The sequence below is a fragment of the Rhodanobacter sp. BL-MT-08 genome, from assembly GCF_054161255.1.
Map to the genome: position 1 here is coordinate 1242599 of NZ_CP167872.1, position 25057 is coordinate 1267655.

The 25057-nt window shown below is 65.8% G+C and carries 20 protein-coding genes; 12 read left to right on the forward strand and 8 right to left on the reverse strand.

The annotated features are described in order from the left end of the window. The first annotated feature begins 128 nt into the window (after positions 1–128). From ACDK93_RS05220 to ACDK93_RS05230, 3 genes are read left to right on the forward strand one after another with little or no spacing between them, the layout of a single operon-like run. A complete protein-coding gene (locus ACDK93_RS05220; RefSeq protein ID WP_458071534.1) occupies positions 129–6356 on the forward strand; it encodes an Hpt domain-containing protein in 6228 nt (2075 codons plus the stop codon). Further along, positions 6353–8101 (forward strand): chemotaxis protein CheB, encoded by a 1749-nt coding sequence (locus tag ACDK93_RS05225; RefSeq protein ID WP_458071536.1) that lies wholly within the window; start codon positions 6353–6355, stop codon positions 8099–8101. Before ACDK93_RS05220 ends, ACDK93_RS05225 begins: the two co-directional genes overlap by 4 nt. Beyond that, positions 8098–8631 (forward strand): chemotaxis protein CheW, encoded by a 534-nt coding sequence (locus ACDK93_RS05230; RefSeq protein ID WP_458071538.1) that lies wholly within the window; start codon positions 8098–8100, stop codon positions 8629–8631. The genes ACDK93_RS05225 and ACDK93_RS05230 overlap by 4 nt, the downstream gene beginning before the upstream one ends. A gap of 13 nt (positions 8632–8644) precedes the next feature. Here ACDK93_RS05230 and ACDK93_RS05235 read toward each other — a convergent pair whose 3' ends face one another. Next, on the reverse strand, positions 8645–9379 hold the full coding sequence (locus ACDK93_RS05235) for a 16S rRNA (uracil(1498)-N(3))-methyltransferase (protein ID WP_458071540.1): 735 nt from the start codon (positions 9377–9379) through the stop codon (positions 8645–8647). A gap of 166 nt (positions 9380–9545) precedes the next feature. Here ACDK93_RS05235 and ACDK93_RS05240 point away from each other — a divergent pair, with 166 nt between their 5' ends. Next, positions 9546–9905 (forward strand): hypothetical protein, encoded by a 360-nt coding sequence (locus tag ACDK93_RS05240; protein WP_458071541.1) that lies wholly within the window; start codon positions 9546–9548, stop codon positions 9903–9905. A 5-nt stretch (positions 9906–9910) separates the two neighbouring features. Here ACDK93_RS05240 and ACDK93_RS05245 read toward each other — a convergent pair whose 3' ends face one another. Next, entirely contained in the window at positions 9911–11281 is a 1371-nt protein-coding gene (locus ACDK93_RS05245) for an adenosylmethionine--8-amino-7-oxononanoate transaminase (RefSeq protein WP_458071542.1), read from the reverse strand. Positions 11282–11386: 105 nt separating this feature from the next. Between ACDK93_RS05245 and ACDK93_RS05250 the strand changes: the two genes are divergently transcribed. Continuing rightward, a complete protein-coding gene (locus ACDK93_RS05250) occupies positions 11387–12190 on the forward strand; it encodes a type II secretion system protein N (RefSeq protein WP_458071544.1) in 804 nt (267 codons plus the stop codon). A gap of 2 nt (positions 12191–12192) precedes the next feature. Next, on the forward strand, positions 12193–12972 hold the full coding sequence (locus ACDK93_RS05255; protein WP_458071545.1) for an inositol monophosphatase family protein: 780 nt from the start codon (positions 12193–12195) through the stop codon (positions 12970–12972). A gap of 33 nt (positions 12973–13005) precedes the next feature. On the opposite strand, the gene ACDK93_RS05260 is transcribed toward ACDK93_RS05255, so the two are convergent. Then, on the reverse strand, positions 13006–14040 hold the full coding sequence (locus ACDK93_RS05260; protein WP_458071547.1) for a lipase secretion chaperone: 1035 nt from the start codon (positions 14038–14040) through the stop codon (positions 13006–13008). Continuing rightward, complete coding sequence (locus tag ACDK93_RS05265; protein ID WP_458071549.1) at positions 14037–14990, reverse strand: lipase family alpha/beta hydrolase; 954 nt, start codon at positions 14988–14990, stop codon at positions 14037–14039. Before ACDK93_RS05265 ends, ACDK93_RS05260 begins: the two co-directional genes overlap by 4 nt. A 320-nt stretch (positions 14991–15310) precedes the next feature. Between ACDK93_RS05265 and nudE the strand changes: the two genes are divergently transcribed. From nudE to ACDK93_RS05285, 4 genes are all read left to right on the forward strand, one after another. Next, positions 15311–15868, forward strand: a complete 558-nt coding sequence (gene nudE, locus ACDK93_RS05270) for an ADP compounds hydrolase NudE (RefSeq protein ID WP_458071551.1) — start codon at positions 15311–15313, stop codon at positions 15866–15868. Positions 15869–15890: 22 nt separating this feature from the next. Further along, positions 15891–16706 carry a 3'(2'),5'-bisphosphate nucleotidase CysQ gene (gene cysQ / locus ACDK93_RS05275; protein ID WP_458071553.1) on the forward strand — a complete coding sequence of 272 codons (816 nt, stop codon included), beginning with the start codon at positions 15891–15893 and terminating at the stop codon, positions 16704–16706. Between the two features lie 39 nt (positions 16707–16745). Then, positions 16746–17555, forward strand: a complete 810-nt coding sequence (mazG, locus tag ACDK93_RS05280; RefSeq protein WP_458071555.1) for a nucleoside triphosphate pyrophosphohydrolase — start codon at positions 16746–16748, stop codon at positions 17553–17555. Between the two features lie 124 nt (positions 17556–17679). Further along, on the forward strand, positions 17680–18453 hold the full coding sequence (locus tag ACDK93_RS05285; RefSeq protein WP_458071556.1) for a DUF4097 family beta strand repeat-containing protein: 774 nt from the start codon (positions 17680–17682) through the stop codon (positions 18451–18453). A 12-nt stretch (positions 18454–18465) separates the two neighbouring features. On the opposite strand, the gene ACDK93_RS05290 is transcribed toward ACDK93_RS05285, so the two are convergent. Genes ACDK93_RS05290 through ACDK93_RS05305 form a run of 4 tightly spaced genes read right to left on the reverse strand, consistent with a single transcriptional unit; the run spans position 18466 to position 23523 of the window. After that, positions 18466–19608, reverse strand: a complete 1143-nt coding sequence (locus ACDK93_RS05290; protein WP_458071558.1) for an SLC13 family permease — start codon at positions 19606–19608, stop codon at positions 18466–18468. Between the two features lie 30 nt (positions 19609–19638). Continuing rightward, positions 19639–20268, reverse strand: coding sequence for a glutathione S-transferase family protein (locus ACDK93_RS05295; RefSeq protein WP_458071559.1), 630 nt, complete (start codon positions 20266–20268; stop codon positions 19639–19641). Positions 20269–20326: 58 nt separating this feature from the next. Further along, positions 20327–22810 (reverse strand): ABC transporter permease, encoded by a 2484-nt coding sequence (locus ACDK93_RS05300; RefSeq protein WP_458071560.1) that lies wholly within the window; start codon positions 22808–22810, stop codon positions 20327–20329. After that, positions 22807–23523, reverse strand: coding sequence for an ABC transporter ATP-binding protein (locus ACDK93_RS05305; protein ID WP_458071561.1), 717 nt, complete (start codon positions 23521–23523; stop codon positions 22807–22809). Before ACDK93_RS05305 ends, ACDK93_RS05300 begins: the two co-directional genes overlap by 4 nt. Here ACDK93_RS05305 and ACDK93_RS05310 point away from each other — a divergent pair. Further along, positions 23522–24160, forward strand: coding sequence for an arylesterase (locus ACDK93_RS05310; RefSeq protein WP_458071562.1), 639 nt, complete (start codon positions 23522–23524; stop codon positions 24158–24160). The two genes, ACDK93_RS05305 and ACDK93_RS05310, sit on opposite strands and share 2 nt — an antisense overlap. Positions 24161–24308: 148 nt before the next feature. Further along, complete coding sequence (locus ACDK93_RS05315; protein ID WP_179477439.1) at positions 24309–25040, forward strand: response regulator transcription factor; 732 nt, start codon at positions 24309–24311, stop codon at positions 25038–25040. Positions 25041–25057: the final 17 nt, after the last annotated feature.

Here is a 25057-nt window from a genome sequence, read left to right on the forward strand (position 1 = left end):
CGAGTTGATCGAGCTAGTTGACCGATCTATCCGTCGCGCTGATCGCAGCGCGATGAATACAAGCACAGGACGGGGGGCATGCTCGTCGGTTGCGTAACGTGTTGTTGGGCAATCGTTGAGAGAGGCGCATGAGACTTCAAGACCACATCGATTTCACCACGCTGCAGTGGGTCAAGCCGGAGCTCGACGAGACGCTGTCGACCGCGCGTGAGGCGCTGGCGACGTACGTCGAGCATCCGACCCAGCGCGATGCCATGCGCTCGTGCGCCGATCACCTGCACCAGGTGCGTGGCACCCTGCAGATGGTCGAGCTGTACGGCGCCGCGCAGGTCACGGCGGAAATGGAAACGCTGGCGGTGGCGCTGCTGCAGGATCAGGTCACTCACCGCGAAGAAGCCTACGCCTCGCTGATGCGCGGTTTGATGCAGCTGCCCGATTATCTGGAGCGCCTGTCGAGCGGCCATCGCGATGTACCGGTGGTGCTGCTGCCGCTGCTGAACGATCTGCGCGCCAGCCGCGAGCTGCCGGCGCTGACCGAATCGGCGATGTTCCACCCGAACCTGGATGCGTTCCTGCCCGAGCAGGCGCCCGCCGCCATGAGCGAGTCGTATGCCGAAGCGCATCGCGGCGAGCTGGTGGATCTGCGCCTGCGCTTTCAGCAGCAGCTGCTGAGCTGGTTCCGTGGACAGGATGCCGCGCAGCAGCTGCTGGGCATGCGCACCACGCTGCTGGCGATCGCCTCGCGCTGCTACCACGTGCACGGGCGTCGGCTGTGGTGGATTTCCGCCGGCGTGCTCGAAGGTCTCGAGCATGGCATGTTGAAAAGCTTTGCCGGTGAAATCCGTCAGCTCATCGGCAAGGTCGATCGCAGTATCCGTCAGCTGATCGAGCAGGGCGAAATCAGCCTACGCGGCGGCGATGCCGACGACGTCTGCTGCAAGATGCTGTACATCGTGGCGCAGTCGAAAGAGCGCAGCCCCTTGATGGAACAGCTGCGTATCACCTACGCGCTGGACAGCCTGCTGCCCGACGCCGCCGAACTGGAGCACGCACGTGGCTCGATGGCCGGCCACAACCGCGCCTTGCTCGACTCGGTGTCGCGCGCGCTGAAGGACGATCTGCTGCGCGTCAAGGAAGCACTCGATCTCTTCCTGCGCCAGGATGATGCGGACCCGTCGCAACTGACGTCGCAGAGTGAAGTGCTCGAGCGCGTCGCCGATACGCTCGGCATGCTGGCGCTGAACGTGCCGCGCCGTGTGGTGATCGAGCAGCGACGCGTGCTCGACGAAATCGCCACGCGCCTGCGCAAGTCCGACGAAGAAACCCTGCTCGATGTCGCCGGCGCGCTGCTGTATGTCGAGTCGTCGCTGGACGACCACATCGAAAGTCTGGGCTCCGAAGACGGAACGGAAGCCGCCGAAGCGGTGCAGGGTCTGCCACGCAGCGAAGCACTTGGTGTGGTTACCGCGCTGATGCAGGAGGCGATCACCAACACCGGCAACGTCAAGGGCGCGATCATTGCCTTCGTCGAGTCCGGCTGGGAGCACAGCTATCTGGCGATTGCGCCGGCCCTGATGGGCGAGGTGGCTGGCGCACTGCGCATGCTTTCCGCGCCGCGTCCGGCCGATCTGGCCGAGGGCGTTGGCCGTTTCGTGGCCGAAGAGCTGCTGATCGATCGGCGCGTGCCTTCCGGCGCGCAGATGGATCATCTGGCCGACGCGCTGGCTGCACTGGAGTATTACCTGGAAGCCGCGCGCGAACATCGCGGCGGCCTTGATCACATCCTCGACGTCGCCGAGCACAGCCTCGGCCTGCTCGGTTACTGGCCGCTGCCTGCCGCGCGCGCATTGCCGCTGCCGGCGTTGGCGGATGCCTTCGAAACGACGGCCGCGGAGCACGATGCCGGCCTGTCGATCGACGCGCCGGTGTCCGACGATGCGTTTGCGCACGAAGCACATCCTGAACTCACCGAATCGGTCCGCATGCTGCCGGGCGATGATCTTGGCCATCTGTTTGTCGGTGAAAGCGAGCAGCCCGCGACTCCCGCCCACAATCTCGACGGCCTGCGTCTGGCGGAGACCGAGACGACGGCAACGCCGCTGTCGGAGACCGCTGGCGCTGCGGATCCGGACGGCGACTGGATCGAAATCGAGGAAGAGGAGTTCGAAGAGCTGCCGGTGCGCGATGCGCTGGCTGGCAAAACCACGTTCAACCCCGAGGCGGAGGGCATCGACGACGATATTCGCGAGATCTTCCTGGAAGAAATGCAGGAAGAGATCGACAGCCTGCGCAGCGGCGAAAAAGTCTGGCTGGCCGAGCCGACCCAGCTCTCTTCGCTGATCACCTTGCGCCGGTCGTTCCACACGCTCAAAGGTTCCGGTCGGCTGGTCGGCGCCGGCGTGCTCGGCGAATTCGCCTGGAAGGTCGAGGACATGCTCAACCGGGTGCTCGACAGCACCATCGAGCCGCACGAGGGCGTGCAGGCTGTCGTGCATCATGCGATCGCCGCGCTGCCGGAACTGCTGGCCGCACTCAAAGGAGAGGGTGAACCAACGGCGCCGCTCAGCGCGATCATGCAGACCGCGGAAGAAGTGGCCGGCGGTCAGCTGACCCATGTGGAAGATCACCTGTCGACCGCTACGGAGATCGTTCGCCGCGTGGTGCGTCGACGCATTCCGCGCTCGCAGGCGGCCGCCGATGCGGTACCGGAAGCCAGCCTCACCGAGGGACATACCGCCGCCGACAATCTCGCGGCAGGCGATGCGCCGACGCCGTTCGAGCCAAATATCTCGATGCCCGAGATGCCGCCGGTGGATCCGGTGCTGCTGGAAATCCTGCGCAGCGAAGTGGCGCAGTATCTCCACACGATCCGTGGCGCCATCCAGCGCAGCGACATCGAGCTGCCGATCGGCGAAGACCTGCTGCGCGCCGTGCACACGCTGCATGGCGCCATCGCGATGGTTGATATCCAGCTGCTGACCCAGCTGCTGTCGCCGCTGGAAAGCCTGTTCAAGCGCCTGCGCGCGCTGAATACCGCGCTGCCGTCCGAAGGCGTGCGCATGCTCGAGCAGACGGTCGATCTGGTCGACCACGTGATGGGCCAGTTTGACGTGGAGCACCCGCATCTGCCCAATGCCGACGTCCTCACGGCGCAGATCACCGCGCTGCGCGACCGCTATCCGGAATCGCAGGTTGCGCACGTGGTCTACGAACGGCAGGCGGAAGAGGAATCTGCGGTCGAAAGCCACGCGACCGAAGGACACGCGGAAAAGTCGGAAGAGCCGGTCGATCACGCCGACGCCGAGGCGCCGCTGGAATCCGCGCACGTCGACGTATCGAGCAACGACGCCGAATTCGATCCCGCGCCGCAGGTTAAGCACGACGAACTTGGTGAAACTGCTGCAGGCTACGCCGCCGAACTGACCCCTGCGGAGTCGGCCACGGAAGCCGAGCCGGAAGCCGTCGCGCAGGTCCATCCCGACGACGCGCGTCACGCCGAGCTGGCTGCGGAAATGGTCGCCGCGCTGGGCGCGTTCGAACCGGAAGTGGCTGCCGCCGAGCGCGCTGCCGCCGAGCAGCTGGTCGCCGAAAAGGCCGCTGCCGAGCGCGCGGCAGCGGAGCAGCTGGCTGCCGAACAGGCTGCCGCCGAGCAGGCCGCCCTCGACAAGCTCGCGGCCGAACACGCTGCCGAACTGGCCGCGCAGCAGGCTGCAGACGAAATCGCTGCCGAATTGCTCGCTTCCGAAAAGCGCGATACCGAAGCACGCGCGGCCGAGGACGCCGCTGCCGCCAAGCAGGCGGAGGCAGTCGCCGCTGCTCAACACGTCGAAGCGGCTGCCGACGCCAGGCATGTCGAAGAGGCCGATGCTCCCCATCAGCCGGTCGAGGCGCCTGCCGAGCGGGCGCAAGAAAATGCCGCCGCGAACGACACACCGATGGTTCAGGACGAGGTTTATGCTCTGGCCGGCTCCGGTCATATCGACGCGGATCTGCTCGAAGTATTCATCGACGAGGCGCGCGAAATCCTCGATCACGCTGACGGCGTGATGGCGCAGTGGCACGATGCGCCAAGCGAACTGTCGTACGTCGCGGAGCTCCAGCGGGACCTGCACACCCTCAAGGGCGGCGCGCGTATCGCGGGCCTGATGGGCGTGGGCGACCTTACCCATGCCGTCGAGACGCTGCTGGAAAAACCCATCCGCGATCCGGCCAAGACCGGTCCGCTGATCGGCGCGCTGGAGACGGCCTTCGACCGGCTGCACAAGCAGGTGCAGTCGGTATCGCTGGGTCAGACCGTCGACTATCCGCAGGACATGATCAATCAGCTGCTGGCGCTGGCCGGCGAGACAAATCTGTCCGACGACGCCAACTCGATCAACGACGCCGCGCCGCATGGACGAAGCACCAGCGCGCTGGTGTTCCCGACGGCGCCTGCGGCGACGATGCCGGAACATCTGCCCGATCTGCCCGACCTCTTGCCGGAAGTGGAAGAAGAGGTGCGCTCCTCGCAGGAGCAGATCCGCGTTCGCGCCGATCTGCTCGACAGCCTGGTCAACCACGCCGGCGAAGTGGCGATCTACCGCTCGCGGCTGGAACAGCAGGTGGCCGGCTATCGCTTCAACCTGGTGGAACTCGAACAGACCGTGTCGCGTCTGCGCAGCCAGCTGCGCATGCTGGAAATTGAAACCGAGGCGCAGATCATCGCGCGCTTCCAGCGCGAGCATCGCGAAGCGGGCCTGACCGTGTTCGATCCGCTTGAGCTCGATCGTTACTCGCAGCTGCAGCAGTACTCACGCGCGCTGGCCGAGTCGGTCTCGGATCTGGTGTCCATTCAGACCCTGCTCGACGAGCTCACCCGGCAGGCGGAAACGCTGCTGATCCAGCAGTCCCGCGTCAGTACCGAGCTGCAGGACGGCCTGCTGCGCACGCGCATGCTGCCGTTCGACACGATGGTGCCGAACCTTCGCCGCACGTTGCGCCAGGCGGCGCAGGAAGACGGCAAGAGCGCACAGCTCTACGTGGACGGTGCGCACGGCGAAATGGACCGCAACCTGCTCGACCGCATCAAGGCGCCGTTCGAGCACATGCTGCGCAACGCGATCGCCCACGGCATCGAATCGCCCGACGAGCGTCGCGCCGCCGGCAAGCCCAGCGAAGGCGCGGTGCATATCCGCGTCGCCCGTGAAGCCACCGAGGTGGTGATCCGCGTCAGCGACGACGGCCGCGGACTGGATCGCGAGGCCATTCTCAAGCGCGGCATCGAGCGCGGCCTGCTGCGTGCCGACACCAAGCCGACCGACAACCAGCTGCTGTCGCTGATCACGCAGCCGGGCTTCTCCACCGCCAGCACGGTGACCCAGCTGGCCGGCCGCGGCGTCGGCATGGACGTGGTCGCCAACGAGATCAAGCAGCTCGGCGGTTCGCTGTCGATCGAATCCGAAGCGGGTAAGGGCAGCGTGTTCGTGCTGCGCCTGCCGTTCACCCTTGCGGTGACGCAGGCCATCCTGGTTCGCATCGGTGAGGCGACGTTCGCCATTCCGATGACCTCGGTACAGGGCGTGGCGCGCGTCAGTCCCGAGGACCTGGCGGCTCGCCTGGCGGACGAAGAGCCGACCTTCCAGTACGGCAACGAGGAATACGGCATCCACGATCTGGCCGAACTGCTGGGCCTGCCGCCCGGCCTGCCGGCCGAAGGCGAACAGCAGCCGCTGCTGCTGACCCGTGCCGGCGATTTGCGTGCCGCGATCCGCATTGACGCGGTGCTTGGCTCGCGCGAAATCGTGGTCAAGTCGGTCGGCCCGCAGATAAGTTCGGTGCCCGGCCTGCTCGGCGCCACCATCATGGGCGACGGCTCGGTGCTGATCATTCTCGATCTGGCCCCGCTGGTGCGTCACGGCATCACGCGGCGTCAGCATCGCATCGCCGACGGTTTGAGCGCCGTGCAAGCACCGGTAATCGAGGAGGTGCGGGTGCGGCCGCTGGTCATGGTGGTCGATGATTCGATCACCATGCGCAAGGTCACTGGCCGCGTGCTCGAGCGTCATGAGTACGACGTCAGCACGGCGAAGGACGGCATCGATGCGATCGAGAAGCTGCACGAGCGCGTGCCGGATCTGATGCTGCTCGATATCGAAATGCCGCGGATGGACGGCTACGAGCTGGCCACGCACATGAAGGCCGACCCGCGGCTGCGCGACGTGCCGATCATCATGATCACCTCGCGCAGCGGCGACAAGCATCGCCAGCGCGCCTTCGACATCGGCGTCGATCGCTACCTCGGCAAGCCGTATCAGGAAGCGGAGCTGCTGGTGCAGATCAGCGAGGTGCTTGAGCAGCGTGTCGGAGCCGAATCATGAGTCAGGCCGCACCGGCGGTTGCCCTGTTGTTTGATGACGTCGAGCTGGGTGGACATTTGCGCGATGCGCTGAGCGAGCGCGGCGCACGTATCGTCCACGAGGGCGGCATGGCCAGCCTCACCCGCGATCTGCTGCAGCGGGTCGGCGCGCAGGTGCTCGTCGTCAATCTGGACGACTCGGCGGACGACGCGCTGGATCGTCTATACGAAGTCATCGACGGCAACCAGACGCGGGTAGTCTTCAACGATGCGCAGGCCAGCCGTGCGCTGACCGGCTGGGACCGCGCCCGCTGGGCCCGTCACCTCGCCGTCAAGGTGCTGGAGATGGGTGATCTCGATCCGCCTCGGCCCGAGCATGCGCGCGGCGTCGAGGTGATCAACAGCGACGTGCTGGAGGCCGCCATCGCCAGGGAAGCGGCGGCGGAGTTCAAGCCCGCCCCTGCGCCTGATCTGCACGAGGACGCCGACGCTCGATTCGCGGCACCGAGCGCAGAACACGAACATGAAGCCGTCGCGCCGCAGACCCCGGCGTTCGCGCCCGAACAGTCGGCTTCGACCGACGATGACACGTTGCGCGAACCTGCCGCCAGCGAGCAGTCGGAAGATCTGGCCGCGGAGCTGGAGGCGTTGCTGGCAGCAGGCGATCTGTCGGTGGAAGAAGAGGAGCCGACCGGCTCCGGTTTGCGCTTCACCGGCGACGAGGAGCTGCCGCCGCTGCACGATGGCCATTTCGGCCCGCCCGCCGGCGCCCAGGACGAGGCGGATATGGCCGAATCGCCAGGTGCGTTTCACGTCGCCGCGGCCGACAAAGCGCTCGACCCTGGCAGCGTGACGCCACCGGTGTTCCAGCTCGATCATCTGGAGTTGGCGCCCCTCACCGATACAACGGTTGCGTCGATTTCTGCCGCGGCCGCACAGCAGATTCCGGTCGACGCGCTGGCGGCGCAGGTACGTGCACCGGACAGCTGGTCGCTGCTCGACGAAGAGGACGCGCCGGCTTCCACCGAGCAAGCTGCCGCAGCGGATTTCGGCATTCACAAGGTCAGCGCGGCGGATTTTCTCGCGCCTGACGCCGAACACGCCGATGCGGACGACGAGGCGATAATGAGTCTGCAGCTGATCTCGATGGAAGAAGCCGTTGCGCCGACCGCTTTCGAAGAAGCCGAGGCATTTCGCGCCAACAGCCTCAGCCAGATCGTGCTGCTCGGTGCAGCGGCCGGCAGCACCGACTCGGTGTGCGGCTTTCTGTCGGCGCTGCCGCCCACCAGCCGGTTGGCCTTTGTGCTGACCCAGCATCTGGGTGAGACCCCGGTCGATACGTTGGTCGATGCACTGGCGCAGCATTCGTCGCTGCCGGTGCGCGCGGCCAAGCACGGCGCCCGGGCCAAGGTCGGTGAAGTGCTGGTCGTACCGGCAGGGCAGCAGCTCATCCTGATCCGCGACGGCAGCATCGAGTTGATGCCCAACGGCGCCAACGCGGCGCAGGGTCCGTCGATCGACGCCAGCTTCAGCATGGCCGCCAATGTATTCGGTCGCGACGCGCTGGCCATCGTCTTCGCCGGTCGCGGTACCGACGCCGTCGCCGGCGCGCAGGCGGTGCATGATCGCGGCGGCAAGGTCTGGGTGGAGTCGTCGGCCAATGAACATTCCGCCGACATGGTCAGCGGCATATCCGCCGAACGGTTGGTCAGTTTTTCCGGTACGCCCCACGAGCTGGCGGCGCATCTGATCGAGGTGTTTCCATGAGTGAAGAACAGCCGCTGCCCCGTGAAATCCGCTGCGTTCTGGTGCCGGTAAGCAACCTGCGCCTGTTGCTGCCCAATGCCACCGTTGCCGAAGTCATTACCTACAGCAAACCTGAGCCGGTAGATCACGCACCGGAATGGCTGCTGGGCCGCATCGCCTGGCGTGGCTGGCGGGTGCCGCTGGTGTCGTTTGTCCAGTTGTCCGGGAGCGAGGCGGGTGACAGCGAAGCCAGCGTGCGTGTGGCCGTGCTCAAGGCGCTGGGCGGCAATCCGAAACTGCCGTTTATCGCGATGCTGACCCAGGGCTTTCCGCGCCTGACCACGCTCAACGCCGAGTTGATCATCCCGACCCACGACGGTACGCCGCTGCCGCCGGGCGTGCGCGCGCAGGTGCTGGTGCGCGATGACGTGGCCATGATTCCCGATCTGGAGTGGCTCGAAGCGGAGCTGCTGAGCCTGCTCGACGACACCGACCTAACCGAAGCGCCCGTGGCGCACGACGCCTCCGAGTGGTCCGGCACCGGCGGCTGATTCAACCGCCGCGTCAGGCGTCCCCGTGGATCGCCTGAAGTGCCGCCAGCGCTGCCAGTCCGGCGGTTTCGGTACGGAGAATTCGGGGGCCGAGGCGCAGTCCTTCAAACCTGGCCGCATGCAGCGCACGGATGTCGCGCTCGCCCAAACCGCCTTCCGGGCCCACGACCAGTACACCGCCGGCAGCGCTGAACTGCAGCTCGCGCGTCGATCTGGCCGCTTCGGGGAGCAGCGCCAGCCGCAGGGCGCCATCGTCGGCCAGCTCGTCCGCCCACTTCGCCAACGGCACGGCGGCGGCAATATCCGGTACGCGCGCACGGCCGCTTTGCTCGCAGGCGCTGGCGGCCACGCCGCGCCAGTGCAGCAGGCGCTTTTCGGAGCGCGCGGCGTCCAGTTTCACCTCCGAGCGCTCGGTCAGCAGCGGCACGATGCGCGCGATGCCGAGCTCGGTCGCCTTCTGCACGATCAGGTCCATCTTGTCGCCGCGCGCCACGCCTTGCGCGAGCGTCAACTTCAGCGGTGACTCGTTGCACAGGGCGAGCCTCGCGTCGATCCGGACGCTTACCTCGCGTTTGCCCACAGCGAGAATGGTGGCGGCGTAGTCGCAGCCGTCGCCGTTGAACAGCGTCAGCGGGTCGCCGGCCGCCAGCCGCAGCACGCGCACGGCGTGCTCCCCGGCCTGTGCCGGCAGCGGCAGCTCGGCGCCTACCGTCAAGGGTTGATCGAGATGAAGTCGGATCGTTCGCATGGAGCTTTCGCAAGACAAAAAAGCAGCATAGCCGAGCCGGCAGGTGCTGCCGAATGCGCGGCAAATCTGAATGTCAGCGAGATGAGCGAATGCATTTTGTTGCAGGCGCAGCCTGAGCGGCGCAGCATGCGGTGACGTATTCCGTGAGTGCTGTCGAGGTTTCGCCATGTCTCATTCAATGATTGCAACATCGGCCCTTTCGAAGCGCCTCTTTTTCGCTCTCGCGCTATCAGCGGGTGTGCTGTCGGCAGCGACAGCGCAGAGTTCGCCATCGGCGCCGCCGGCGGCCAGCTCATCGGATCAGGCCTCCACGACCTCAAAAAAGACCGGCGCCGACCATCGGCTGATCCGGCCCGGCGATCGCACCTGCCTGCGCAGTACCGGTAGCCTCATCCCGCCGAAAAATGGCGACTGCCTGCCCGTGGCCGGGCGCAGCTACAGCCACGACGAGTTGCGCAATACGGGCGCGATCGACAACGCGCACGCGCTGCAGATGCTCGATCCCAGCATCAGCCTCGGGCACTGAGGGCTTTAGCCCGCTACGGCTATCTCGATGCCGGCGACCGCCGCATCGACCAGCCGATCGATATCCGCTTCGGTGACGACGTACGGCGGCATGAAATAGACCACGTTGCCCAGCGGTCTGAGCACGACGCCGCGTTTCAACCCATCGATGTACACGCGCATTCCGCGCCGGTCCGCCGCCGCAAACGGCCGGCGGCTGGCCTTGTCGGCCACCATCTCGACAGCGGCGATCATGCCGGTCTGGCGCACGTCGCCGACGTTCGGATGGTCGCGCAACGGCGCCAGCCGCCTGGCCAAGTGTGCGGACAGCTGGCGATTGCGTTCCAGCACCGGCTCGTCGCGGAATATCGCCAGCGTTTCCAGCGCCACGCGGCAGGCCAGCGGGTTGCCGGTATAGCTGTGCGAATGCAGAAACGCCTTGCCCGCGTTGTACTCGGCATAGAACGCCTGATAGATCGCATCGGTGGTGAGCACCGCCGATAGCGGCAGAAATCCCGCCGTCAGTCCTTTCGACAGGCACATGAAATCGGGCGCCGTCGCGGCCTGCTCGCAGGCGAACAGCGTGCCGGTGCGGCCGAAGCCAACCGCGATTTCATCGGCGATGAAATGCACGGCGAACTCGTCGCACAGCGCGCGCAGGCCGCTGAGATAGCTGGGGTGATACATGCGCATGCCGCCGGCACACTGCACCAAGGGTTCGACGATCACGGCGCAGGTTTCATGCGCGTGGCGTTCGAGCAGGGCGCGCAGTTCCAGCAGTCGGCGCGCGGCGATCTGCTCGGGGCTCTCGCCGGGCTCGCCCTCGTACGTATCGGGCGACGGCGCAAGAAACGGCGTCAGCAGCAGCGGCGCATAGGTCTTGCGGTACAGCGCCACATCGCTCACGGACAGCGCGCCCAGCGTTTCGCCGTGATAGCTGCCGGTCAGCGCAATGAAACGGGTCTTTTCGCCGTGGCCCTGATTGAGCCAGTAGTGAAAGCTCATCTTCAGCGCGACCTCGATCGCCGCCGAACCGTTGTCGGCCAGGAATACGCGATCGAGCCCGGGCGGCGTGATGCGCACCAGCTCTTCGGCCAGCGCAATGGCCGGCTCGTGCGTGAAGCCGGCGAAGATCACGTGCTCCAGCGTGCGCGCCTGATCGGCGAGCGCGGCCGCGATGCGCGGGTTGGCGTGGCCGAACAGGTTGGTCCACCACGAGCTGATGCCGTCGAGGTAGCGCTTGCCGTCGGCATCGATCAACCAGGCGCCGTCGCCGCGCACGATCGGCACCATCGGCACGCCGGCGATGTCGTGATCGTGCATCTGCGTGCAGGGATGCCACAGGTGTTTGAGGTCGCGCGCGGCGAGCGCGGCATTGCTGCTTGTCGAGTCAGTCATCCGGCTATCATCGACGCTGCGCGCGGGGCGCTCAAGTCCAGCGGTGAATACGGTCGGGTGGGTACGCTTGAGAATTGGCTTGACAATCGGCTTGAGAATCGGCGCTTGAAGACGCTGCACAAATGCCTGATCGCCCTGGGCTTGCTGGTGCTGATCGCACTGGTGCTGGTGTGGTTTTTGCCCGCCAGCCTGGCGATGCTGTGGATCGCGCCGCAGCTGCACGGCGTGCGTCTGCAGCAGGTTGGCGGGCTGCTGTGGGACGGTCATGCCGATCAGGTCACGACCAGCGACGGGAAGGTGCTGGGCAGGCTGAGCTGGCAGCTGTCGCGCTCGGCCCTGCTGGGAAAAGCCCAGCTGCGGCTCGATTTCATTGGCCCGCAGCTGGATTTTTCCGGAGCCATGCGCAAACTGCCGCAGGGCCAGGTCGAATGGCGCGACGTGCACGCACGCCTGGATCTGTCGCTGCTCGATACCTATGCGGCAAAGCTGCCGCAGGGCCAACAGCCGGGCGGCGAACTGCAGCTCAGCGTCGCGCACGCGCTGCTGCAGGCCGGCTGGCCGCTGGAGCTGCAGGCGAATACGCAGTGGTCGAATGCATCCATCAAAACGCGCGGGAGCGATATCGCCCTGGGCGCGTTACAACTGCAGGCGCGGGCGCAGAACGGCGTGATCTCGGCGCAGCTGCATGACGATGGCCATGGCCCGCTGCAGGCCGACGGCCAACTTCAGCTGAGCCCGCTGGGCTGGCGACTGGACGCGACCTTGCTGCCTCAGCAGACTGACGCAGCGTTGCGCCACTGGCTGGGCCAGTTCGGTCAGCCGGACGGCAGCGGCGCGCTGCATATTCAACGAAGTGGCGGTATGGCTATGGGCCTGCCGCCGCCGACATCCGACGGGACGCCCCACTGATCATGCCATCCGATACCGTAACCAAGGCCATGGCGGCCGCGCGCGAAGCGGCCGCCGCAGCCGCAGAAATCATCCGGCATTACTGGCATCGCGGCGTCGAGATCGAGATCAAGTCCGACGCCACGCCGGTAACCATTGCCGATCGCGAGGCCGAGCAGGCCATTCGGAAAATTCTGCAGGCCGCGTTGCCGGAGGCGGCGATCTACGGCGAGGAGTTTGGTCTGGAAGGCCAGCGCGGCGGCCTGCTGTGGCTGGTCGATCCGCTCGATGGCACCAAGAGCTTCGTGCGCCGCACGCCGTTCTTTTCGACCCAGATCGCGCTGATGGACGGTGACGAGCTGGTGCTCGGCGTATCCAGTGCGCCGATCTATGGCGAGACCATGTGGGCCAGCCGGGGCGAGGGCGCGTGGCTCGACGGTGAGCGCGTCAGTGTTGCGGATACGAGCGCGATCAGTCAGGCGTCGATCTCCACCGGCAACGTCAAGACGCTCACCGCCGACGCGCGCTGGGATGCGCTCGGCCAGCTGATCCGCGACAGCAACCGCATCCGCGGCTACGGCGATTTCTGTCACTACCATCTGCTGGCGCGCGGGAGCCTCGATCTGGTGATCGAGTCGGACGTCAACATTCTCGACATCGCGGCGCTGGTGGTGATCGTACGTGAGGCGGGCGGCGTGTTTGCCGATCTGGACGGCGGTCCGATCACGCTGGATACGCGCAGCGTGCTGGCCGGCACGCCGGCTATTCATGCCCTGGCGCTGGATCGATTGCGTAGTCGTTGACGCTTGCGGGAGATGAGTCGCCTTTGCAAGCGCTCAGTTCGATTTGCTTAGCAAGCCGCTGCTCTGCATGGCCTGCACCCGCACCCGTTCACCGCCATGAAAGCTGCTGGTCAGCAGCTGCTGCAATGCAGCCTGCTGCTGTACGCTGGTGAGCGTGCTGTCAGCCTGAATGGCCTGACTCTGTTGCGTGTAGGCATCGAGTCTCGCCTGCCACTGCGCGCGGCCTTGGTCGAGCTGCTGCAGGCGATCGGCGGCGGCAGCGCCAAATAATTGCGCGCGTTCGGCGTGGCGAGTGGCGGCATCGGTTTGCGCGGCGTCAAAAGCGTCGGTCTGTGCCTGCACCGTCGTGCCTAGGGCCAGCTGCGCCTGCGCTTCCTGCTCGGCCGCCGGCAGTGCGGCATCGAGCGCCTGAAGTCGCATTGCCTTTTCAGCTGGCGAGAGGCGGGCATCGGACTGGATGGCCAGCCGCTGCAGCGATTGCTGCTGCCGACGCTGCTCGTCACCGTAAAACGCTTCGGCCGTTTCATCGCCCAGCATTTGCCGCCGCAGTGCGATGGCCTGCGCCAGCTGCTGATCCATCGACAGGCCGGGCTGGTTGGCCAGCGCTACCGCGGCCTCCTGGTAGCGCGTGTATCGATCGAAGCTCGCCATCACTTCGTCGATCAGCGGCGGATCGAGTTGCCGATGCAGCAGGTCGTCGTGCAGCAGGCTGCGAATGCCGGCGAGATCCGTTTCGCCCAGAAGCACGAGGTAATAGTCGAACAGATGGCGCAAGGCCATATCCGGTTTGAGATGGCCGCCAAAGCCCACGCTCACGCCACCGTCGGGCTCCGTGCCGCGCAGGGATCCGTTTTTGAGTACAAAGTGCGGATCACGCCATCGGGACCCCGCGACCTGCGCAGGCGATTCGCCGGGCGACGAACCGTCCCGCTCTGCGGAGTGCACGGTTGGAGCGACCGTAGACGACTGCACCGCATCTATTTCAGCGGTGCTGTGGCGCGCCAGCAGCACCGCACAGACCAGCGCCGCCGCGCCGAGCATCCAACCAAGGCGGCGGCGTGACGTCAAAGGCCCAGACCTTTCAGCCGATTGGCCTGGTCGCGGTAAACGGCCACGGGATCGGACGAAAACACGCCGCGCAAACCGAGCAGCTGGTTCACCTCGTCCAGGTGATTCCAGCCATAGTTGTCTCGAATCACCGTGCCCCAGTGGCTGGAGCACTGTCCGACCAGACCATCGTTGGTCGTGCCTTTGAAAAACAGGCTGCCGACGCCAAGCAGCGCGTCGGTCGGATCGAGCACATTGGTCAGCACCGACGCGCCGCCGGACGAGTAATAGCGGATGCCATTGACCACCGCCGCGCCCGAGCCGCACGTCGACGTCGGCATGCCGGCGGGAAACTGCGCGTTGAATTGCGCCGCGCCGCCGCTGGAAAGCTGGGTCAGCGCGGCGATCGCGTTTTGCGGATTGTTGCCGCCGGAGAACGTGTCGATCAGGTTGGCCAGCGCCGTCGTGAACGCCACCGCCAGCGCGCGCTGCGGCGTGCCAGCTGGCGCCAGCGTGAGAATGCCGTCGGCGACCGCGCTGCCGGTATGCGGCGTGCCGAACGTGCTGACCGAGGCGACCAGATCCGGCCGCACGGCCGCGGCATAGCGAACGTCGAGACCGCCCTGGCTGTGGCCGATCAGATTGAATTTGCTGTAGCCATAAACCGCCTGCAGGTTTTCCAGCTGGGCCACGAGCTGGTTACCACGGGTGATGTCGTTGCCGAGCTGGCTGAGCTCGACCACGTAGACGGTTGCCCCGCCGCTGCGCAGCCCGTCGGTGATGCCGTAGAAGTAGTCGATGCTGCCAAACAGCTGATCGAAGCCGAACAGGCCGTGCACCAGCACGATCGGATAACGCGTCTGGGTGTAACCGCTGCTGCTGGCTGTAGTGTTTTTGGCACCCGCCGATGCGGCGAATGAAAGAAGCAAAACAATCAACATCGACTGCAAGGCAAGACGTAGCGTACGCATGCAATTCCCCTCTGGATGGATGTCAGTCAGACCTCACGGCCACCGCATCGCTGCCCCCGGCAATCTGTCAGCATCAGCGTCCGTACGCCGGAGTATCCATTCGGCCACTTTCGTGGTCAAACAAAAAATCCATGGATATCCGTGATTTAGATGTTGCGTCGCAAGGTAAGCCGGCGGGAGAACCGGCGTCTTTCCTCTCGATACGCGGCGGCCGGGCGATGTGCATACGCACACGTCCCGGGCGAGCAATCTTTCGCGCCAGCCGCGTTTGTCGCGGCGCGCGGCGGCGCATTTCGCCGACAGCAGGCTAGAATGATCCGATGCGCAAACCACCCATCATCCATGCCACGCGAGACATCGCGAACAGCCATTTCCTGCGCGCCGAACAGCTCGATCTGGAGTTTTCCAACGGGGAACGGCGCACCTACGAGCGGCTGAAAAGCAGCGGGCTCGGTGCGGTGATCATCGTGCCGATGCGCGACGATGACACCGTGCTGCTGGTGCGCGAATACGGTGCCGGCGTCGGCCGCTACGAGCTGGGGCTGCCAAAGGGGCGTCTGGATCGGGATGAAACCGCCGAGCAGGGCGCCGATCGCGAACTGAAGGAGGAAGTCGGTTACGGCGCGCGCAAGCTCACACTGCTGCACAACCTTTCGCTGTCGCCGTCGTACATGACGCACATGGCGCACGTGGTGCTGGCGCAGGATCTCTATGCCGAGCGGCTGGTGGGCGACGAGCCGGAAGAACTCGACGTGGTGCCGTGGAAGATGTCCGAGCTGCATACGCTGATCGGCCGCGACGACGTCACCGAAGGCCGCTCGATCGCGGCTCTGTTCATGGCCCGCGAATACCTCGCCGGCCGCTTCAAGCGTCAGTGAGTCGGCGCATGAGTGTATTTCGATGAGTGCCGAACCCGCGTTTGCGCGGCAGATCGGCGAGATCGCGCGCGCTGCCGGCGAAGCGATCATGGCCATCTACCGTAGCGACTTTTCGGTGCAGACCAAGGCCGATGCGTCGCCGCTTACCGCCGCCGACCTGGCTGCGCAACAGGTGATCCTGGATGGGCTGGCGAAGCTCGACCCCGCGCTGCCGATCGTGTCGGAAGAGGCCAAGGCGCTGGCCTGGTCGCAGCGTCAGCACTGGACGCGCTACTGGCTGGTCGATCCGCTTGACGGCACGCGCGAGTTCGTCAAACGCAACGGCGAGTTCACCGTCAACATCGCGCTGATCGACGATCGGCATACGGTGCTTGGCGTGGTACTGGCGCCGGTCACCGGCGAGCTGTATATCGCCGAGCAGGGCAAGGGTGCATGGCTGCAGGCGCAGGCCGGCGGCGAATGGCAGCGCATTCACGCGCGCGCGCTGGCACAGCCGCCGGTGCTGGCCGGCAGCCGCTCGCACGGCAGCGAGCAGACCGCCATGCTGCAGACCTTGTTAGGCCAAGACCATCAGCTCGTGCCGCTCGGTTCGTCGCTGAAGTTCTGCCTGATCGCGCGCGGCGACGCGGACGTCTACCTGCGCCTGGGCCTGACCAGCGAATGGGATACGGCGGCGGCGCAGTGCGTATTGCAGGAAGCCGGCGGCGCGGTGCTCGATCTGCACGGCAAACCGTTTACCTACAACCGCGGCGAGTCGCTGCTCAATCCCGAATTCATTGCCGTTGGCGATACCCGCGTGGACTGGGCCGCGCGCCTGCGCAGCACCGGCTACGTGTAATCGGCAGCGCGCCATCACGACTCACCGAAGCAGATTGCGATGACCGAAACGACGCGCTACAGCCTCGACGACCTGCTGGCGATCATGGCGCGGCTGCGCGATCCCGACAGCGGATGCCCGTGGGATGTGAAGCAGGATTTTGCATCCGTCGCGCCCTACACGCTGGAAGAAGCCTACGAAGTCGTCGACGCGATCGACCGCGGCGACTGGGACGATCTGCGCGACGAACTGGGCGATCTGCTGCTGCAGGTGGTTTTTCACGCGCAGATGGCCAAGGAAAAGGGCCTGTTCGACTTTGCCGACGTGGCGGATGCGATCAGCCGCAAGATGACGCGCCGCCATCCGCACGTCTTTGGCGACACACCATTTGTCGACGACGCCGCGCGCAAACAGGCGTGGGAAGACATCAAGACGGCCGAGCGCATGGCCAAGGGAGCACCGGCGGACGACAGCGCGCTGGCCGGCATTTCCTCGGGCCTGCCGGAATGGCAGCGTGCGCGCAAATTGCAGGAGCGCGCCGCCGGCACGGGATTCGACTGGCCCGAGCCGTCGTCAGTGCTGGCCAAACTGGCCGAGGAAGTGGACGAGGTGCGCGCCGAGTTCGCTGCGGGCGCGGACACGGCGCGGCTGGAAGACGAGATTGGCGACGTGCTGTTCGTGATGGTGAATCTGGCGCGCCACGCCAAGGTCGATTTCTCACGCGCGCTGCGGCACGCGAACGCCAAGTTCGAGCGGCGCTTCCGCCAAATGGAGGTGCTGGCCGCCGCCGATGGCCAGCATTTCGCACGGCAGGATCTTGCCGCTCAAGAGGCGCTCTGGCAGCGCGCCAAGGCGATCGAGCGGGAGTGATGATGCGATTCATCGGGAATTTCACGCTGCCGCGCACGGCCACGGCACACCGCTGACACGCAGGCGTGCAACCTTTCCGTGTCCGGTGGCATCCTACAGGCCTTGCCTCATCACGGATTTCACCATGCGCCGTTTCTTTATCGCTGTTCTTTTGCTGGCCCCGCTATCGGCCTTCGCGGCGGCGCCGTGCAAATACCAGGCGCCGCGCAACATGCAGATCAACCTGGCCGGTGTCAAAGCGGTGCAGATCGAAGTGCATAGCCACAACCTGCACCTGATCGCCAATAACGCGGTGCAGAAGCTGATGATTACCGGCCACGCCTGCACGTCGGACAACGCGGTGCTAAACAGCCTGCAGGTCAGCCAGAAGCTCGCCGGTGATCAGCTTCTGATCGACATCGGCGCCGACAGTCAGGCGCCGTCGAATATTTTCGGCAGCTCCTATGCGTATCTGGATATCAACCTGCAGCTGCCCGCGCGCATGCCGGTAACGCTGGGGCTGGGCTCGGGCAACGCTACCGTCAACGGCGTGCAGCAGCTGCAGAGCCACGTGAACTCCGGTGATCTGCACGTACGCCATGTCGCGGGCAAATACACCGCCAGCCTGGGCGCCGGCGACATCGACGCCAACGACATCGGCAGCCTGGAGCTGACGTCGGTCGGTTCGGGCGACGTCAAGATCGAAGGCATCAAGGGCGACGCGAAGATCGGCAGCATCGGTTCGGGCGACGTCATGCTGCGCAAGGTCGCTGGCAGCGTGCATGCCGATACGCTGGGTTCGGGCGATCTCGGCGTCAAGGATGTCGGCGGCAGCTTCAGCCTCGGTGCGATGGGCAGCGGCGACGTCACCCATGCGCGCGTCAAGGGCAAGCTGAGCCTGCCGCGCGACGACGACTGAGCCGGTTCAGCGTCAGCCCAGAAGTCGCCACGCCAGATAAACCAGCGGTGCGCTGACCAGCAGAAACGGAATCGATACCAGATGCAGCAGCCGCAGCCCGTGTGGCTGCTTGGCCAGGCGCAGCGCGATCAGGTTGGCCAATGAGCCAATCGCCAGGCCGAACCCGCCGACATTCACCGCCACCGCCAAACCGATTGCGTCGGGCGCTCGGTCCAGCAGCAGCACGGTGGCCGGCACGTTGCTGATCAGCTGCGAAGCGAGAATGCCGCCGACGAACACGGTCAGCGGCTGTTTGAAATCGAATTGATCCATCGCGTGCCTGATCAGCGGCAGCTGCGCGAAGTGGCCCAGCCCCAGAAAGATCGCGGCAAACGTCACCAGCAGCAGCCAGTCGATGCGCGCCAGGGTGGCGCGCGCCAAAAGCGCAAAAAGCACGAGCAGCGCGACGGCGCCCAGCGGTGCTTGGTCGTATTCCATAACCACGACCATGCCGGCCAGAGCGACCATCGATGCTATGCCCAGTCGCCGCGAAATCGTTTGGCCGTCCATTTTTTTCCTGCTCAGCTCGATGCTGTCGCCAGGCAGCCAAAGCAGGGTGAATGCGGCGAGCAAGGCAAACATCACGATGGCGGCCGGCAGCATCGCCACGACAAAATGCAGGAACGGCATTTTTGCGTGTTGCCACAGCAGCAGATTCTGCGGGTTGCCGATCGGGCTCAGCGTGGAGCCTGCGTTCACCGCCAGTGCCTCCAGCACCACCATGCGCAGCACGGGCAGGTTGGACATGCCGCCAATGGCTACGGTCAACGGCACGATCAGGAACAGGCTTACGTCATTGGTCAGCACTATCGACAGTATCGCCGTGGCAACCACCAGCAGCAGGCCAAGCCCGCGCAGCGAATGCGCGCGCGCCACCACGCCGGCGGCTGCGCGCTGCACCAGGCCGCTGTCGCGTATGCCTTGAATGGCGATCAGCAAGCCCATCAGGCCGGCCAGCGTGGGCAGCTGCAGCCAGCGGTGATAGCTGGACAGCGGCTGCGGATCGATCAGCGCCAGCAGAATCGTCAGCGTGCCGAAGACCAGCAGCAGCCACTCGCTTTTCAGTTTTTTGCGCCACGAAAACGGCGCGTCGTTCGAACCTTCAGCCTCACTCATGCGACGGTATTCCGGCAGCCAGGTCTTTCATCACCATCCGCTCAGTCCTTCGATCTGGTACAGCTTCTGCCAGCTGGGGCGCGCGCGGATCAGTCCGGCAAGGTGATTCAATGCGGGCCATTCGCTGACCGGCCGCGGCATGTTGCGCGACCAGCGCATCAGCATGGCCAGCAGCAGGTCCGCGCCGGAAAACTCTGCGCCGAGCAGGTAAGGCCCCGCGTTTTGCAGATGCGCTTCGAGTCGATCCCACACTGCTTCGATTTTGTTCTGCAGCGCCGTACTTATCGCCGGATCGTGCTCGTGACCGCCCAGCTCGGCCGGATAAAACCACAGCCGATACGTCGACATCAGCGTGTTGCTGAGATACACGATCCACTGCGTCCAGGCATCGTGCGCCGGCGTGCCGATCGCTGGCGCCAGCGTCGACTCCGGATGACGCTCGGCCAGAATCATCAGCAGCGCGGCAGACTCGGTCAGCGCGCGCCCATCAATCACCAGCGTGGGCACGACGCCACTGGCGTTGAGCTTCAGATATTCGGCGCTGTGCTGTTCGTCCGCTTCGAAATTGACCAGGCGCAGTTCATGCGGCGCACCGATTTCCAGCAGCGCCAGATGCACGACCATGCTGGCGGTGCCGGGCGAGTAGTAGAGCGTATACATGCGTGCTTCCCGTGTGCTGCGCTGATCGTCAAGAACAAAACATCCGGCAGCAGTGTACCTATCCCTCGCGAAGCAAACGCATAGGCGAGGTCTGCGTGACCTTGCGCGTGCCGGCCAGTCCTAGCAGCATCACCACGAGCGCCGCGCCGAGTGCGCCCAGCGCCAGCGGCCACAGCGGCGGTACGAAGCCGTCGATATGAAATACCGCTTGGCCCATCCACAGGCCCGCACCGGCGGCGCCCAGGGCGGCCGTGAGTCCGGCGACAAGGCCGAGCAGGGCGAACTCGCAGGCCGCCGCCGCGCGCAGCTGGTTGCGCCGCGCGCCGAGCGTGCGCAGAAGCGCGGCTTCGTGCCGGCGTTCGGCCGCGCTGGCGGCCAGCGCTGCGGAAAGCACCAGCGCGCCGGCGAGCAGGCTGAAGCCGAGTATCCAGCGCACCGCATTGCCCACGCGATCGACAATCTCGCGCACGCGGTCCAGCAGCGCGTCCACGTCGATAAGGCTGAGGTTGCTGTATGTACGCGACAGCTGCGCCAGCTGGGTCGCCTGCGTGCGCGGCAGATAGAAGCTGGCCAGCCAGGTATGTGGCAGGCTGCTGGCGTGATCGGGATCGAGCAGCAGGAAGAAATTGACCCGGAACGAGCTCCAGTCGACCTTGCGGATACTGCCGACCGTCGCATCGAGGTTGCCTTCGCCGACGTTGAAGCTCAGCGTGTCGCCGACTTTCAGGGAAAACATGTCGCGCCACATCGTATCGATCGAGACCACGGCCTGCGCCGGATGCGCGGACGGCCACTGGCCCGCAACGATCTGGTTGGCCGGCGGCAGATCGCTGGCCCACGACAGGCGCAGCTGGCGGTCAGCCGAATCCTTCGAGCGTTCGTCGGGGAATTTGATCGAGTCAACCGGCTTGCCGTTGATCGCCGTGAGCTTGCCCACCGCCAGCGGCGCCATGTTGAGCTTGTTGCCGCCGATGGCGGCGAGCGCTTTGTCGAAGCCGGCGCGCTGGTCGTCCTGCAGGTTCAGCGCGAACCAGTTCGGGGTGTCGCTGGGCAACTCCTGCCGCCAGCCCTGCAACAGCGACGGCGCCACAACGGCGAGCAGCAGCAGCGCGCACAGGCCGAGGCTGAGTGCCGTGGCCTGGATCAGGCTCAGCGTGCGCCGCCGCGCCAGCGCGGCAAGCCCGAGCCGCAGCGCGGGGTGCGCGCCCGGCGCCACACGGCGTGCAATGAACAGCAGCAGCGCCGCCAGCAGGGCGGCCACGACGGCCACGCCAAACAGACTGGCGGCGAGAATGCTGGCCAGCTGTACCGATCCGCTCTGCGTCCAGATCAGTGCCAGCGCCACCACTAGCGGAATCAGATACAGCGCATCGAAGCGCCGCACGCGCCGCTCCATGCTTTGACGAAACACCGCCACCGGCGGCACTTCGGCCAGCCGCGCCAGCGGCGGCAGGGCAAAGCCGATCAGCACGGCGATGCCCATCGCCGCCGCAGCGAACGACGGGCCGATCGGCAGCACGGTCGGCACGCTTCCGAACAGCTGGCTGGCAAACGCCCAGGCGAGCTGGGACAGCCCCAGTGCGAGGAGCAGGCCAACTGCCGCGGCCGGAATGGCCAGCGCGGCCAGCGTGTAGACCAGCAGCCCAAGCACGCGCTTGCGCGAAGTGCCAAGCGCGCGCAGCAACGCCACTTCGGCGGTCTTGCGCCGCGCGTAGCGCTGCGCCGCCAGCGCAATGGCCACGCCGGCCAGCAGCGCCGACAGCAGCGCGGTCAGCCGCAAAAACGCGCCGGCCCGATCGAACGCCGTGCGCATGCGCTCCTGCGTCTGTTCGGTGGTGATCAGCTCGGCGCCCTGCGGCAGTTTTGTCGACTGCACCCAGTCGCGCCAGCTCTGCACGGCGGACGGGTCGCCGGCCAACAGCAGGCGATGGCGCGCGCGGCTGCCGACGCCGAGCAGGCCGGCCTGTTCGGCGTCGGTGAGGCTCATCAAGGCGCGCGGCGCCAGCGCGAACAGCTCGCCGCCGTCGGGCTGGCGCAGCAGTTCGGCGGCGATGGTCAGCTGGCGTCCGCCGAGCTGCAGCGTCTGGCCGACCTTGAGGTTCAGCGCCACCAGCGCGCGATGATCGAGATACACGCTGCCGGCCGGCGGCGCGTGCCCGATGTGCGAATGACCGGCAGCGTCGCCAAGCTCCAGCGTGCCGCGCAGCGGGTAGTGCTGGTCGCTGGCCTGCACGTCGAGCAGCTGGGTTTTCTGGTTGGCAAAGGCGACGCTGGGAAAGCTGGCGTTGACCGTGGCGTTCAAACCGCGCTGGCGCGCTTCGTTGGCGAACGTGTCGGGCAGGTCCTGCGGCGATTCGATGCCGATATCGCCACCGATCAGTTCGGCGGCGCTGGCCAGCATGCCGCGTTCGATCCGGGTCGACAGCGTGGCGACCACGCCGAGTGCGACCACGGCCAGCACCAGCGACGCGGCCAGCGTGCGCAGCTCCGGCAGGTGCCATTCGCGGCGCACGGTGCGCAGGGCGAGTAAAAACAGCTTCATGCGCGAGCGCCCGCGGCGCTGGCCGGATCCGATGCAAGCACGACGCGGCCCTCTTCCAGCTCAATGCGGCGATCGCAGCGCGCCGCCAGCGTGGCGTCGTGCGTGACCAGCACCAGCGTGGTGTGGTGATCGCGATTCAGCGCGAACAGCATGTCGCAGATGTGGTGGCCGGTGCGCTGGTCGAGGTTGCCGGTGGGCTCGTCGGCAAACAGCACGCGCGGGCTGTGCACAAAGGCGCGGGCGATCGCCACGCGCTGCTGCTCGCCGCCGGAGAGCTGGGCTGGATAATGCCTGCGGCGTGCGCCGAGGCCCACTGCTTCAAGTGCTGCGCGTGCGCGAGCGCGCGCATCGCTGCTGCCTTCGAGCTCCAGCGGCAGCATCACGTTCTCTTCGGCGGTCAGCGCGGGCAGCAGATGAAACGACTGGAACACGAAGCCGACCAGACGCCGGCGCAGATCCGCGCGCGCCTCTTCGTCCATCCGCTCCAGCGCGTTGCCGTCGAGGATGATGCTGCCGCTGTTCGGCGTATCCAGCCCGGCGAGCAGGCCCAGCAGGGTGGTCTTGCCCGAGCCCGACGCGCCGACGATGGCGAAGCTTTCTCCGGGCTGAATCTGCAGGCTGACGTTCTGAAGGATGTCGAGCTTTCCCTCGGGACCGTTGACCGACTTGCTAACATCGCGGGTCTCTAGAAGCGCGCGGGAAGAATCAGTCATGCGTCGATGCCTTGGTTGGATGATGTGTTGCGGGCTGTTGCTGGGTGGTGCGGGCCAAGCGGTAGCGCAGGCGGCGAAAGCGCCAGCCGTAAAAACCGTACTGGTGCTGGGTGACTCGCTTTCGGCCGCACACAACATACCGATCGAGTCCGGCTGGGTGTCGCTGCTGGATGCACGCCTTTCGAAGATGGTGCCGAAGGCGACCGCGGTCAATGCCAGCATCAGCGGTGAAACGTCGCTGAGCGGTCGCAATCGTTTACCGGCGCTGCTGCAGAAATATCATCCCTCGGTGCTTGTGATCGAACTGGGAGCAAACGACGGCCTGCAGGGACTGTCGTTGCCTGCGTTGAAGGACAATCTCGCCGCGATGATCGATCTGGCGCAGAAGGCGAAAATTCGCGTTCTGCTGCTGGGTATCGAGCTGCCGGTGAACTACGGCCCGCAGTATCGCGACGGCCTGCGCGCCGTCTATGCGGATCTGGCGAAAGCCAAACATAACGCCTTGGTGCCGTTTCTCCTCGAAGGTGTAGCGATGGATTCCGCGAAAATGCAGGAGGACGGCCTGCATCCCGTGGCGAGCGCCGAACCGCAGGTGCTTGACCTCGTCTGGCAGCAGCTTGGCCCGCTGCTGAAGTGATTCCGGCCACCCGCATCGGTCGAAGCGGCAGGAGCATTTGCTTGCCCGCGCGTTGATTCACGTTCCGATCACCGTAGGGGCGTTTAATCTCCGGCCTTCACATTTGTGAAGCTCCACGAGACCGAAGCCAGAGCAATGAGGACACGATATGACCGTACATGAAGATCAAGCCGGCCTGATTCTGCTGGTCGAAGACAACCGCCAGATTGCCGAGATGGTCGGCGAGTTCCTCGAGCGCCGCGGCTACTCGGTGGATTACGCCGCCGACGGCGTGAGCGGCCTGCACCTTGCTGTCTCCAACAGCTACGACGTGATCGTGCTCGACCTCATGCTTCCGGGTCTGGATGGTCTGGAGGTTTGCCGCAAGCTGCGCAAGGAGGCGAAGAAGTCGACGCCGGTGCTAATGCTCACCGCGCGCGACACGCTGGATGACAAGCTGGTCGGCCTGGAAGCCGGTGCCGACGATTATCTGGTGAAACCGTTCGAAGTTCGCGAGCTCGAAGCCCGCCTGCGTGCGCTGATTCGCCGCGACCGTCGTCAGGTGTCGACCGAAATACTCACCGTCGGCGACATGACGCTCGACACCGCCACGCTGCGTCTGACTCGCGAAGGTCAGGAGCTGACCGTGTCGCCGATTGGGCTGAAGCTGCTGGCGATCCTGATGCGCGAATCGCCGCGCGTGGTCAGCCGACGCGATATCGAGCGCGAAATCTGGGGCGACACGCTGCCCGATTCAGACACGCTTCGCTCGCACCTGTACAACCTGCGTCGCGTCATCGACAAACCCTTCGCACAGCCCCTGTTACACACGATCCATTCGGCGGGTTATCGTCTCGCCGAACTGGAGTCGGAGGTGGCATCGTCCACGCAGTCGGCTTGATGCCTATTTTGGCATGC

Bases quoted from the DNA above. Each gene is read 5' to 3' on its own strand.
- ACDK93_RS05225 (WP_458071536.1), top strand. From the start codon at position 6,353: ATGAGTCAGGCCGCACCGGCGGTTGCCCTGTTGTTTGATGACGTCGAG.
- ACDK93_RS05305 (WP_458071561.1), bottom strand. From the start codon at position 23,523: ATGACTGATTCTTCCCGCGCGCTTCTAGAGACCCGCGATGTTAGCAAG.
- ACDK93_RS05230 (WP_458071538.1), top strand. From the start codon at position 8,098: ATGAGTGAAGAACAGCCGCTGCCCCGTGAAATCCGCTGCGTTCTGGTG.
- ACDK93_RS05290 (WP_458071558.1), bottom strand. From the start codon at position 19,608: ATGAGTGAGGCTGAAGGTTCGAACGACGCGCCGTTTTCGTGGCGCAAA.
- ACDK93_RS05295 (WP_458071559.1), bottom strand. From the start codon at position 20,268: ATGTATACGCTCTACTACTCGCCCGGCACCGCCAGCATGGTCGTGCAT.
- ACDK93_RS05315 (WP_179477439.1), top strand. From the start codon at position 24,309: ATGACCGTACATGAAGATCAAGCCGGCCTGATTCTGCTGGTCGAAGAC.
- ACDK93_RS05220 (WP_458071534.1), top strand. From the start codon at position 129: ATGAGACTTCAAGACCACATCGATTTCACCACGCTGCAGTGGGTCAAG.
- ACDK93_RS05300 (WP_458071560.1), bottom strand. From the start codon at position 22,810: ATGAAGCTGTTTTTACTCGCCCTGCGCACCGTGCGCCGCGAATGGCAC.
- ACDK93_RS05235 (WP_458071540.1), bottom strand. From the start codon at position 9,379: ATGCGAACGATCCGACTTCATCTCGATCAACCCTTGACGGTAGGCGCC.
- ACDK93_RS05265 (WP_458071549.1), bottom strand. From the start codon at position 14,990: ATGCGTACGCTACGTCTTGCCTTGCAGTCGATGTTGATTGTTTTGCTT.
- ACDK93_RS05240 (WP_458071541.1), top strand. From the start codon at position 9,546: ATGTCTCATTCAATGATTGCAACATCGGCCCTTTCGAAGCGCCTCTTT.
- ACDK93_RS05255 (WP_458071545.1), top strand. From the start codon at position 12,193: ATGCCATCCGATACCGTAACCAAGGCCATGGCGGCCGCGCGCGAAGCG.
- ACDK93_RS05245 (WP_458071542.1), bottom strand. From the start codon at position 11,281: ATGACTGACTCGACAAGCAGCAATGCCGCGCTCGCCGCGCGCGACCTC.
- ACDK93_RS05310 (WP_458071562.1), top strand. From the start codon at position 23,522: ATGCGTCGATGCCTTGGTTGGATGATGTGTTGCGGGCTGTTGCTGGGT.
- ACDK93_RS05285 (WP_458071556.1), top strand. From the start codon at position 17,680: ATGCGCCGTTTCTTTATCGCTGTTCTTTTGCTGGCCCCGCTATCGGCC.
- mazG (WP_458071555.1), top strand. From the start codon at position 16,746: ATGACCGAAACGACGCGCTACAGCCTCGACGACCTGCTGGCGATCATG.
- nudE (WP_458071551.1), top strand. From the start codon at position 15,311: ATGCGCAAACCACCCATCATCCATGCCACGCGAGACATCGCGAACAGC.
- cysQ (WP_458071553.1), top strand. From the start codon at position 15,891: ATGAGTGCCGAACCCGCGTTTGCGCGGCAGATCGGCGAGATCGCGCGC.